This is a genomic window from Sphingobacterium micropteri (genome assembly GCF_014692515.1).
Classification (GTDB): domain Bacteria; phylum Bacteroidota; class Bacteroidia; order Sphingobacteriales; family Sphingobacteriaceae; genus Sphingobacterium; species Sphingobacterium micropteri.
In genome coordinates this window covers 388,645-401,708 of sequence record NZ_JACOIK010000002.1, presented here as the reverse complement: position 1 = coordinate 401,708, position 13,064 = coordinate 388,645, and the positions used below count along the sequence as shown (strand labels likewise).

6 protein-coding genes are annotated in these 13,064 nt (G+C 41.0%); all 6 read right to left on the bottom strand.

All coding sequences use genetic code 11. The features are described 5' to 3' along the window. Positions 1 to 141: 141 nt before the first annotated feature. A complete protein-coding gene (locus tag H8B06_RS04140; protein WP_190993028.1) occupies positions 142 to 4,197 on the bottom strand; it encodes a hybrid sensor histidine kinase/response regulator transcription factor in 4,056 nt (1,351 codons plus the stop codon). A 79-nt stretch (positions 4,198 to 4,276) separates the two neighbouring features. Beyond that, positions 4,277 to 5,923, bottom strand: coding sequence for a DUF6377 domain-containing protein (locus H8B06_RS04135; RefSeq protein ID WP_190993027.1), 1,647 nt, complete (start codon positions 5,921 to 5,923; stop codon positions 4,277 to 4,279). A 149-nt stretch (positions 5,924 to 6,072) separates the two neighbouring features. Beyond that, on the bottom strand, positions 6,073 to 8,136 hold the full coding sequence (locus H8B06_RS04130) for a glycoside hydrolase family 16 (protein WP_190993026.1): 2,064 nt from the start codon (positions 8,134 to 8,136) through the stop codon (positions 6,073 to 6,075). A 13-nt stretch (positions 8,137 to 8,149) separates the two neighbouring features. Further along, positions 8,150 to 9,016: a polysaccharide lyase gene (locus H8B06_RS04125; protein ID WP_190993025.1), complete on the bottom strand. Its 867-nt coding sequence runs from the start codon at positions 9,014 to 9,016 to the stop codon at positions 8,150 to 8,152. A gap of 12 nt (positions 9,017 to 9,028) precedes the next feature. Then, on the bottom strand, positions 9,029 to 10,513 hold the full coding sequence (locus H8B06_RS04120) for a serine hydrolase domain-containing protein (RefSeq protein ID WP_190993024.1): 1,485 nt from the start codon (positions 10,511 to 10,513) through the stop codon (positions 9,029 to 9,031). Next, positions 10,500 to 12,743, bottom strand: coding sequence for an alginate lyase family protein (locus H8B06_RS04115; RefSeq protein ID WP_223857462.1), 2,244 nt, complete (start codon positions 12,741 to 12,743; stop codon positions 10,500 to 10,502). Before H8B06_RS04115 ends, H8B06_RS04120 begins: the two co-directional genes overlap by 14 nt. Positions 12,744 to 13,064: the final 321 nt, after the last annotated feature.

The following is a 13,064-nucleotide window of genomic DNA, read 5'->3' as shown; positions in this document are numbered from 1 at the left end:
GAGAAAGCCTATGCGGCATTTCCAGTTTATAATTATTACTTCTACAGCAAACATAGGGGGTATTCTGCTGCACCAGAGGGTCATTTTGTTAACTTTTATGGGTTAAAATGTTAACAAACCCCTCATTATAGGTGTTTCTGGTCACTTCCGATAGGCAGAAGGAACTTCGCCGTAAAAATTTTTAAAGTATTTGCTAAATTGTTTTGGTGTTCCGAAACCTACTTCGTAAGAAATTTCACTAACGGTCATTTGCGTATTTTTGAGCAAATCCAATGCTTTATTTAATCGAATGTTACGGATGAACTCAATGGGTGTGAATCCCGTCATCGACAATATTTTCTTATAAAGTCCTACACGGGTCATATTCATCTGCGAGGCCAGTACTTCTACCGAGAAGCGCTCACATTGCAAATGATCTTCTATAATATGCGTCATCTTCAGTACGAAGCGCTCATCCTCATCAACGACCTCCGCTTTGGCAACTTTTACATCAATCTGCCGTTTGTAGTGCTTCTCCATTACTTCTTGTTGTTCGACAAATCCTTTTATTTTAGACAGAAAAACATCGAAGTTAAACGGCTTACTGATAAAGTCTGTTGCACCATGCTGTAATGCCTCAATCTCTTTTTCCTCCGTACCGACGGCGGTAATTAATACAAACGGAATATGTCTCGTTCGTCCATTCGAACGTATTTCCTTACAAAAATCTATTCCTGATTTTCCGGGCAAGTGAAGATCTGATACAATAATATCCGGACTATAAGGATACATAGACTTCCATGCTTCTTCCACCGTATTGTAAACATCAACTTGAAAATAATCCCCCAGGTTGTCTTGTAAATAAAACGCGAAATCAGCATGGTCTTCCACCACCATCACTTTTAACAGATGGCCGCTTTTCATACCACTGTCAAGGTCTTTTCTCATTCTGGCCTCATTGCTTTTCCCTATTCTATGCTCTTCTTCTTTCACATGTGCTATGGTATCCGGCAATACCAATCGAGGTAACCACACCTTCACGATTGTCCCCTCTTCTTCTTCACTCGTAAACAGTATACGTCCAGCCATCAAATGCACAAATTCTTTCACGATTGCCAAACCCAGGCCACTTCCCTTTTCTCCTATGTTCCGCTTATCCTGAACTTGGAAATAACGTTCAAACACCTTATGCTGCATTGCTTTTGGAACACCGATGCCTGTGTCAGCGACCTCCAATCGTATTTCATCCGTTTGTGATTCTACACAACAGTTCAGATAAATACGTCCACCTGCATCGGTAAATTTAAAGGCATTCGATAAAAGGTTTAATACCACACGTTCCAGCTTGACAAAGTCTAGGTAAACTTCTAAAGGTGTAAGAGGTACATTCACCACATACTGAATATTTTTATGTTGCGCGATACTTTCAAATTGCTCTCCTATATGTTGGATAAACACGGCGACATCACCGTATGTTTTCTTCATCGTATGTTCGTTATTCTCTATACTATTGAAGTCCAATAGCTGGTTAACCAAGTTTAACAGCGATGATGCATTGCGTTCGATGATATCTAAGTATTTTGCTTTTCCATCATTTTTTTCCGTAACCTTCAACTTTTGTACCGGCGATATAATCAGACTAATTGGTGTTCTGAATTCATGGCTCACGTTAGTAAAAAAACGAGTCCGCAATGCTTCCATTTCTTTTGCATGTCTCGCTTTTTCTTCTGCTTGGATCAAATTGAATCTCGTCCGCGCTCTCATTTTCTCCATTTTCCTAAAAAACAGCAGTACGCCTACCACCATCAGTATGTATATAAAATACGCCCAATTGGTACGCCACCAAGGTGCCAGCATCGTTATTTCTATCAACGACACAGGCGAAGCATAAGCACCATTATGATCCACCCCTCGGATCAACAGGTTGTAATTACCTGCTCCAAGATTGGCGAGTGTAATTTCCATATTCTCGATATCAAGCCAATCATTGCTCAATCCCTTGAGCATATACTGTATTTTTGATTCGCTCCGTCCAATAAAGTCGAGATCTGCCAATAAAAGCGTGAAGGTATGTAGCTGATGAGGTACACGAATAGCCTGCTTACCGTCTATTGCATACAGCCAATCCTTAACAAGTTTCTGTACGTTGCTTGGTGACATTCTTCCTCCCAATATGCGAAAATCAACTATAGAAGGTGGGTGCCAATTGGTATGTCGGATAGGCTGAGGCGTATATATATTAAAGCCCTCCGAACCACCAAAAAGTAATCTACCATCCTTCATCTTAAAGATTGCCCGTTCATTGAAATTGGAGGATTGCAGGCCATCAGATCGGTCATAACGTTGTATGGTATAATTATCCGATTCCCGAATATATTGCATGCGGGATATTCCTGTTGGAGCCGTGGCCCATATATCACCGAAATCGTCCATAACCAATCCGACGATAACATTGTCAATCAATCCTTGAGCAGTAGATAGATAAGTGATCTTGGTTTCGGATATAATATTAATTCCCGTCTGCGTCGCTACCCAAATATTACCTGTGCGATCTTCTAGTAAATCCGAAACAACATTATTAGTCAATGTTCTATTTTTCGATCCTTCATCATAAACCATGATCGCACCCTCGGGAGAAATCTTGGCGACTCCATTCGAGCTTCCGACCCAAATATTTCCGCGTCGATCTTCAATAAACTTAGCATTACATGATGAGCTAAAATCAGTGGAGAAGACGGATTTGAAACGTTGGAAACGTCCCGTAGCTTTATCCAATAAATCAATACCTCCCGACAACAATCCTACCCAAAAACGTGCTTTAGAATCCTGAAAAACACTCCACACACAATTATCATTTATCGTTGTCGAACTGTCCGAAGCGTGCAAAAAGCGTCTAAAACTCCCTTCTTCAAATTTATTAAGCCCGCCGTGGTACGTACCCACCCATAAGTTTTCCTCTTCATCAATGTACAAACTAACCACCACATTACTCCCCAACGAATTATTATCCTGATTATCATGCATATAGGATCGAAAAGTCTGACCTTTCGGATCAAACCGCAACAGTCCACCACCATTTGTTCCGATCCAGATTATACCCTTTTTATCTTCGACAAAACAATTGATATCATTGAAAGGTAAACTCTCTGGATAACCTGCCTGATGTTGGTACAGACTAAAATAATTTAAATCAGGATGATAGTAACTAACCCCTCCCTTGTATGTCCCTACCCACATGATACCGTCGTTATCCTTGTACATCGCTGTCGTACTATTGTAGGGAAGTGAGGATATATTGGCTCGATCATGAACGAGATATTCAACTTTTTCGGTGTGGAGGTCGAATACGTTGATGCCTCCATGATCCGTTGCAAGCCAAACCGTGTGATCCAACTGCTGTATGTTGCTGATCGTATTATTATTGACGGGATACGTTCCTTCTAACTGTCTGAAAACCGCAGCTTTTGAACTTAACGTTTTATAATACAGTGTACCGAAAGGAAAATTTTTGGCGTACACCCAAACACCAGAAAAATCGTCTATAAATAGCTGAAAATTCGGCTTTTCCACCAAACGTTCAAACGTAAATGTGATATGCTGTTGAGGTTGCAAATTTTGGGTATCCAGGGACATAACTTCGCCGTGATCCGATACCAACAACAATACGTGGCGAATGGAGTCTAAACGGATATCCGTAATCTTACCCGACATATCAGCTTCACAACGTGCGACCTCCTGCTTCCCCCGGCTTTCCCTTGAATAATACAAATCACCGTTTTCATACAGCACATAAGAACTCCTTTCCGCAATAATTATCTTACGAACATCGCCGGCCACAAACCTTTTATCAACCAGTATGCTATCGACGTTCCAGCTAAAAGAGTCATTGGTATGTTCATATATACAGTTACCCTTATTCGTTCTTACCCAAAGCTTTTGATCAAAGCCAATGAACAAATCGATAATCGCATTATTGATCAAGGAAGATACATCGTTCGGTTTATTGGAGTAGGATTTAAAACGATATCCATCGTAACGGCTTAGCCCTGTATTGGTGCCAAACCATAAAAATCCAACTTCATCTTTTAGGATGGTATTAATATGATTGCTTACCAGGCCTTCGCCTACAGTCAGGTGCTTAAAGTTAACCGTCTCCTGTCCATAACAATAAAAGCACAGGCACAGCGAAACATAAAAAAATGTTATTCTGCTTATCATTGGTACGCTTCGATAACTTTAGAACGCTAAAGATAGTCAATCTGTGCTACGAAACAAGCAGAGCTCGTATAAATTCTCCTTAATTGAAAGCATCTATTTTCTTGACAAAGAGTTCAAATTCCTCGCGGGATACTTTAGATTTATTTTTCATTTTTGTACGATAGTTATATATTGTATTTACGGAATATCCTAGAAAATCAGCTATTTTTGAGCTGTCTGTAATACCGAGTCGTATGAGGGCGTAAATGCGCAACTCTGTATTCAATACTTCTCCCTTTTTAACAGAAATCTGTTCGTCATCCATCAACAGTGCGTTAAACTCCTTTAAAAAATCTGGAAACAAATTGATAAACATGGTATCGAAGTTGGCGAACAGATCTCGCATTTCGTCTTCCACCAAAGTGTTATCCTGTGTTATCTTATATAGCTCTTCATAATTTCTTCCTAATAACTTCTTACGAACCATTTTTCGGTAGTCATCCAACTTGATGATATATTTTGAACACACATTGAGGAAATAAGCAATATATTCTTCCTTTATATGATTCGCTTCGGCAACTTCCAGATTACTGCTCTTTAGCTCTCTATTCATCTCCCGAAGCTTTTGATTAAAAGACGCTAATTCCTCATTACTTTCTTTTAATTTCCGCGCGGATTGTCTGTATCTTCTTAGATATTTATACAGATATATAACAGACATGATTAACAGCACAGACAATAAACAGGCAACTACTAACAAACTCTTTAGCTGAAGACTTTTCTCTTCATTCCTACGCTTATATTCTTCGTCTATAATCATCTGGATATTCAAGATTTCAGAACTCCGGATACGTGTATTATATTTTTGTATGTTATCTAGTGACGAACGGATATACAAATAAGCACGGTTGATATCCCCTTCCTCCATTAGGAGGTTGGCCAATATGGGGATAGAAGCATTATCTCTTATTGCGAGTCGTATATCAGAGATAGCCGAAAGCGTAAGGTATTTCTTTTCGTTTTCTATATCCCCCATCTTACGATAAAGCAAGGAGCGGTGGAACGTCACTAAAGCATAGCCAGGCATAGCCGATGTTACTAGTTTCAATCGTTGATTATTAATTAAAAGAGCCTCTTGATAGGCACTATCTAACCGTAATGATTTTTCCAGAATCTGTAGGTATTCTTCTGAAGTTTCCGGCATGGTGTTCCGCACACTATCATTGAACATTTTTGCTTGTGCCCAATATTGACTACGTCCTATCGTATTCTGGCTATATTGTCCTAAGCCCAAATAGAGTTCGCGATACGCAATATAATAATTTGGAAGTTGGCGTTTATCAAGAGAAGACCTATCCACCCTTTCCAACAAGTCGGATGCTTCTTTATACATTCCCAGTCGTACAAAAAGATAAGCTAATGCAATACGAGTTTCGTAAATTTTCCCTGAATCGTCTAATATACGAGCAATATCTAAATTCAGATTCAAATAATGTACTGCGGAATCGGAGATATAATCCTTGTATTCATTGTACAGTTCCGCGTTTAATAGATAGGTCTGTTCTGGAATACGACTTAATTCGTTCCGCTGTACTCTTAGCGTTTCTATCCTTCGTTCTTTCGCGTCGAAATAAACAGCTGCCTGCTTTATCTCACTATCGAGCACGTTTAATGTCGAATCCAGCTCGTTATTTCCAAACACAACAGCAATGTTCAAAGACACGATTGTTAAGATATTTTTTTTCATTTAGTTAGTCATCTTACAACACGCGTTCCGCTTAATGCGGAGACATGCATACGATTTATTTGAGCAACTAAATATAGCTATTTTTTTAATCCTATAGACATCTACTACGGCCAAAGAGAAAACACCAATTGCTGCAAAGTATTAGCTTTTCAATCACTAGATTTAAAATCAACAACAAAAGTCCGATTATCCCGCCAAGTGTCAAACGTACTCTTCCGTATACGATTGATGACATATCTAAACCCACGTTTTGGTCCATTAGACAAGCTGTTGTTACAAATATGCCGAAGTACAATACTGGATTTCCCTTTTGGTACTTCCACCGAACTTTCTATCGCAATCTCGTTGATCAGCACATCGTATATTCCAAAAGCGTAGGCTTCATGATAGTTGACATCATCAGCAACTTTATAAGCCGCATATCCCTCTTTCGTTCCTTCTTCACTCCTATAAGCATCTTGATTTGGTGCATCGTACGGTGTTTCACACTGAAAAAAATAAGTACGTCCAAACTCTCCATTCCATAACGTTTGGTATTCCTGAAAATGCTCATTAAACAGCGCATACATTGTAACATGATCTCCATGTACGACCAATCCGTTTGCTGTCGTGTTGATATACCAACCTACGCTACCTTTCACGCCATGATCAGCGCGCCATATCCAAAAATGATCACCAATCACATCATTGCTATTAATAATAACCGTCTGGTCCACATGCACCTTCCCTGCGCGGAAACCTCCAATCCGGAAAAACAAATCCGCTAGTACAACCGGATTCTCTTTATGTCTGACAGTTGTTTTTGTATATCCTACCTGAAGCAAGCTATGCGAGCTATAATGCGCATCAAACATCAATGATGCGACGGTTACCCCATCTACATCACCAATAACGATCGCAGAGACTGTATTTGTTTCGGCAGGAATCAAGGTGGCTAATCCAAGCCCTAAAAGGATCGTATTGGGACGATTTACCTGTATGGGTGCTTCGAGCTCGTACATACCGGGCGTAAAAAGAATATGTTTTCCTTTTTGCAATTGATGATTGATTGTTTGCACATCCACTCCAGGTTTTACGACAAAGAAGTCGTCCAATACATCAAACAACTCCCCTTCACCCATATCTTTTCTGGTATAGGACACTCCTACGCTGTTATGTTGCAGTGCAGGTCGAAACACCTTATACCGGCCGTCGGTGTCGATAAACAAAAATGGTTTTTCACGAATAACAGGTGTTGTCGGAATAACGGTCACATTCCCTCCACCGTCCCAATTGTTCTGATAGCCGCCCCGATCTACCGTTGGTCCAAGAGAGACCCCCTGAAAACAATAGTTATATTTTATTTCCTCAAAATCACCCCGACCTTTGTTGAGATGCGAATTACGTGTATACCACTGTTGTTGATGTCGGGATCCAGCTGCACTTTCGAAATAACAATCTGCAGTATAGCCTCCACTCACCCAGCCATTACCCCATTGGTGGCGCACAACACGTGTTGAATAGATCCGTCGTAACGGAGCCGCTTGTGAGACAGCCCACTTAAACGTTTCTTCCTCCATATAGTTCTCTGGTCCAATAACAGAAAAGTTCTCCGCCGAGCGCCAAAAAGTACAAGTTCCATTCCCATTAGGTAAATGAGGAGGTGTATGTATATTCGAAAGCTGCACATCATAAGGTATCTTCCCCAAACCAGCAATTTGTACATAAAATGGGATATTTAATAAACCTGCGTCTCTATAGTCGCCCGGTTTAAATAAAACAGCATAACGGTACGGGCTAAACTCTTGTCCGAACATATGATCATGCACATTATTGATTTCCTGTCCTACCTGCAATTTATTATCGGTCGGGCTATAGATAAAGGTATATTCGCCAAACAGGTCGATTTCTAACCCTAGAAGCGCCACCGAACTATCTTCTCTTACGATAGTATAATAGTAGTCGTAAGCATTTCCCTCCACATCCTTATCTACAAAAGAGGTTGTCGATATTTTTCCAATGGTCTTATATTCTCCGAAACGACCTTTTGCTTTTTTTATCGTATATGGTCCGTCATACTTTTCTCCAGATACCACTCGACTAAAGTCCAGTTCCAAATTATTATTCTCAAAGCGTACACTTCCTTCTTGTGCATGACTATTCAAGCTAAAGGCAGTTATATATATCCCTAACTTCCACCATTTGTGTATCATTTCGTATATTATATTTTCCATCTATTTTTTTTCTTTAATTCGCTATGCGCGTATATACCAGATCATCGTAATAAATATATCCATCTGTTGTCGATTGCCAATACTCCTGACTTCCTCCCCTAAAGGAATGAAAGGTTATATATTTGATCTTTGCGTAATTGTCGTTAGTGGTCCAGCGTAATGTCTGCGTCAACAGATTCTCACCATCCACTTCGTACGATACCAACCCATCGGTATTAGACCCTGTATTACTTTTCACCTTAATCTTAACCGTATACCATGTATCCGCGGCCAGTTGTTTACTTTGCCGGCCAAAAGAGTTTCCGCAATTTTCAGGCATATCCCTATAATATACATAGGGTCGGAAGTAGGTTCCTGTGGTCACTCTGTTTGTTTTTGTTCCGACTGCATTGTACCACATCAGTCGTGCCGTACCCCCTAACCCGTTATCCGCTTTATTACAGCCGGTATAACCATTCCCTATATGAAATCCGAACCCTACTTTTCCGCCACGGCTCCAATCGAAACCTGCCCCAAAACGCACCTTGAACGAGAGCTCATACTCCGTGCCGTCAGGTATATCGATATTCACAATATTACCTTGTGACAGTGTATTTGCCGGCAAGCGCACTCTCGCCTGATTACTAATAATATCCATATTCCTCCAGGTCATAACGATATCTGCACCAAAATCCATGATCGCGTGTTCCTTTGTATAGGCACCGTCCAGTCTATTGAAATCCACCGTCCTGCTATCCGGATTGTCGGCATTATCCGAGGGTTTTTTAATATCATGATCGGGCACAAAGGAGTTGTCCCCACTATCTTTACCACATCCGGCAAAAACAACAGACAATACCAACATTATAGTATAAAACCTGTTTCTATCGTTCTTTTTCATCTCTATAATTTTTCACTTTATTTCTTCTAAAATTTCCATTCTTTCCTCCAGATAACGCACAAAATGTTCACTGTTGGCAGCTTGTCCGATAGCCTTATTGGCCTTTGCTATCTGTTGCCGACACGCATCCAGTTGCTTATCATACAAATAAGCTTCCGCCAGGTTAAGGTAAGCCATAGCCGAATGAGGGTGCATAGCTGTACAAAATTTGAACAGATCAATAGCCAGTGCAGCATTATTTTCATACTTCAGCACGTTCTGGCCCAGCAGCAACAATGATTTTTCGGAAAAATCATAAACTTTTGATTGCTTTTCTTTACAGTCGTCATATATCTGCAGCGCATCTTCGATCCGTCCGGTTTCCTTTAGTTTTATTCCCATAGGAATATGGATAGGTATCCGCAGATGCAATGCTGTTCGGCCATCTAGCCAGCAAGCTACCATATTGGCTATTTTCGATGGGTTAAAATCACCACTCATATTGCTCATGATGAGAACACCGATATTTTTAGCCGGGATTACGAGCATCTGATTGCTAAAACCCCCAGATTCCGTTGTCTTAAAATAATTATCGATCCCGTTTTCATCGGTAACGATATCCCAGCCATAACCTATCCCCCTCTCTTTTGCACTTCTATATCGCACTTGCAGAAAACGGTTGGCAAATCTATCGTTATGTAATATGTGAAACATCCAACGTCCCATATCATGCGCTGAAGTATGTAACCCTCGGCTCCCACTATGTGCTCGGGTATAGGGGTAGCTGTCGCTGGGGACAAAACGATAATCTAGATAGTTTTCAGTCACGAAGGGCTGTGCAACATCGTCGGGCTTAGTAAAGCTACTGTGTAACATACCTAGAGGTTGAAACATTCGCTCCTGCATTTCTCCTTCAAAGGGCTTGCCGATTGATTTTTCCAACAAATCGGCCAGAATATCATAGTTATATGCCGAACGGAGAATCTCTATATAAGGCATTTCCCATCTCGGCAATTGTGTCGCTATACTTCTGGTCGTGATCTCTAGCGCTATCGAATCAGATCGAGGCGTATCATAGAATAGCGCATAATCATCGATGCCAGAGGTATGTGTTAACAAATGCTCTATGGTAATATTTCGATAGCCATTTCCTCCCATTTTAAAATAAGGAAGATAATCGATTATCTTGTTTGTCAAATTGAGATTCCCCGATCGCTCCAAGGCGAGCACGATATAGGCTAGCAACGGCTCGGAGAGTGCTCCTGCGTTAATCGGCGTATGTATAGTCATCGCATCCTGCTTTGCGTTTTTTATACCCACCGCGTTACTGTGCAACGAGTCACCATGTATCACAACATACGTCATCCCGGGAATACGGTATTGCTTACAAATTTCGTGCATAAAGGTGTCCAGGCTGTGCTTACGGAATGTAGAAAAATCTATATCTTGGTGCGGAGATGGTCTACAGGCGGCCAGCAATAACCCTATCGTCAAAAAAAATGCACTACTGATTTGCATACAAATCCTTTCTACGGGCTAATGCTTCCATAAAATAATAATCGGCATAACTAATGGGTACATCTATTTCACTATCGTGGGGATAATGCCCCGTAGAATGTAACAATAAAAAACCTTCATCTCCACCTTGCTTAGCGCGGTATTTTCGCATAAGATTAGTTAATATTAGGTCTGCCCAGCCAGTATATTTGCGACGATGCGTTATACTATAAGACGCGAGTTCATATAGTGCGGATGCCGTGATGCAAGCTGCCGAGGCATCTCGGGGAGCGTTAGGAATAGTCGGATCATCGTAATCCCAATATGGAATCAGATCATCGGGTAAATTCTTGTTGTTAAATATAAAACCTGCTATCCCTTCCGCCTGTTCTAAATAGTCTGTGTTCCGTGTATAGCGGTAAGACATCGTATAGCCGTAGAGCGCCCAGGCCTGACCTCGCGCCCAAGCAGATTCATCCGCAAACCCCTGATGCGTGTGTTTTTGTCTTATCGCAGTGCTAATAGTATCGTAATCTACGACATGATACGACGAATAATCGGGTCGAAAATGATGTGCTAAGGTTGTACTGGCGTGTGCATCTGCTATTTGATAGTAGTGTTCATTACCTGAGAGTCTTGCTACTTCAAACAAGAGCTCGAGGTTCATCATGTTATCGATAATAACCGGAAATTGCCATATGTCCCGATTAAAGTCCCAAGAACGTATTGCGCCAACTTGCTTATGATATCTTTTAGAGAGCGTAGCTGCAGCTTGTAACATAGTAGTTCGATAATCTGGATCTCTGGTCAGAAAATAACCATTGCCATACGAACAGTTTATCTTAAACCCTACATCGTGTGAAGTACGATCATCTTTTTCTCCTTCCAAAAATCGCGTATAACGATCTGCATCCTTTTGCCACTTCGTATCGCCTGTAAGCTTATACATGAACCATAAAGTCCCGGGAAAAAAACCCGAGCACCAATCCCGCGGACCTACCAGCACTAATTTCCCTTGTTTGTCCACCGATCGCGGTATGATCGCTCGCTTATTATCGGAAGCGCTATAAACACTGTCTGTGCGTTCCATGGCATATTGTAACTGAGAGGAAGCAAAAGATAAAAAATCAGTAACCATATCTTCCGCACCATACAACAGACGCTGACGGTCAGTAATATCCTCTTCCGCATATTGGCGGTATACTTCCCGATAGTGCGTTTTGGAAGTATCCAACGTCAATACACGAATCAGATCCGCACATACGTCTCGCTGTTTTTGTTCCCAACCACTGATCTGTTTATAGGGCCAGCTGTCCACGTCTTTTCCCAAAAAGCTTACCAAGTAGTCCATCGCTACGCTGATCGACCTGCCGTCTGCAGATTCCTGGTTGAGCAGGTCAATACCCAAGGATTTTGCGGTAGCACACAAATCCAACATATGGCTTAGGTTATATTGTGAGTAATGGTAAGCGAGCGTACGCCATAGCTCATGGGGTTGTTTTCCATCCGGCTCTATCTGTGCAAAGATTCGCTTCTTCGGAAAATCGTGAATAATTTTCTGCGCAGCTTCTACATCTCCGGCAAACAACAGATAGGTTGCCAACTGGACATCGTAAGCCGTAGCATGGTTATTTTTAGCCACATTTTCTGCCCGCCCCTGCTCACTCGTCTGAAGCCATTGTGCAAATTCCTTAAACCATTGCTTCAATCCTATTTCATCTTGTTTTGTATAACTCCGCGATCCCTGAAGCAGCTGTATACTGCTAAGCATACTTACAAATGAGTAGCTATCGATAAGTCCTTCAGGCCGACCTTTCGAACCGTTCCTCCCCGGAATAAATTGGGAATAATTCAAATTTGGATTCATCCGGGTATCGACGTCCATAAACCAACCCCGTATATGCATTACAGCCTTTTCGGCATATTTTTCCTCTCCACTATAAAAATAAGCCAGCGATAATGTATTTACCGCAGCACACATGTCGCCCAATCTATTACGATCATATTGTTCCAACTCAGGATTCGACCGACCATCCTTATAAATATAGGGCAACTTATTCGCTGTTTTGGGATTAGGCCACCAATAGCGGCTCAGACTAACATAATCATGTCGGTTACCACTAGGTGCTATTCCTTCTTTTTGTGTTACGGAATAAATTGGTTTAACCATTGCTCGGTCCGCTTGTTGTAACAGCCTTTGATAAGCCGCGTTATAGCTTAGGGAAGTCAACTGTTCTTTTATCGTGTGCATGTGAGTAACCTCCCATAACCATTGTCCTTTCACGTTCAGCGTCAACACGGATAATAACAAGATGAGAATACATCTATAAAAACAAAAAAAACATAGAGGTTGCATAAAAATTTTGCGTATCATATTTGGGTTTCTTATAAGGTTGAGGCGACACAACACTGTGTAACCTGATACAAACAAATTTATCCTTTAAGAACACATGAAATTTGACCTTGAAAAAAAAATGAGAACAAACGACAAAACATCTAATCACAACAATCTATATATAAGCCTATTGTAAAAAAACAAATTCTTAAAAAAGTAGCCTAAATACCCGGAAGT

Excerpts from the sequence above, each read along its gene's own strand:
- H8B06_RS04125 (WP_190993025.1), bottom strand. The coding sequence starts at position 9,016 with ATGAAAAAGAACGATAGAAACAGGTTTTATACTATAATGTTGGTATTG.
- H8B06_RS04135 (WP_190993027.1), bottom strand. The coding sequence starts at position 5,923 with ATGAAAAAAAATATCTTAACAATCGTGTCTTTGAACATTGCTGTTGTG.
- H8B06_RS04130 (WP_190993026.1), bottom strand. The coding sequence starts at position 8,136 with ATGGAAAATATAATATACGAAATGATACACAAATGGTGGAAGTTAGGG.
- H8B06_RS04120 (WP_190993024.1), bottom strand. The coding sequence starts at position 10,513 with ATGCAAATCAGTAGTGCATTTTTTTTGACGATAGGGTTATTGCTGGCC.
- H8B06_RS04140 (WP_190993028.1), bottom strand. The coding sequence starts at position 4,197 with ATGATAAGCAGAATAACATTTTTTTATGTTTCGCTGTGCCTGTGCTTT.
- H8B06_RS04115 (WP_223857462.1), bottom strand. The coding sequence starts at position 12,743 with ATGCACACGATAAAAGAACAGTTGACTTCCCTAAGCTATAACGCGGCT.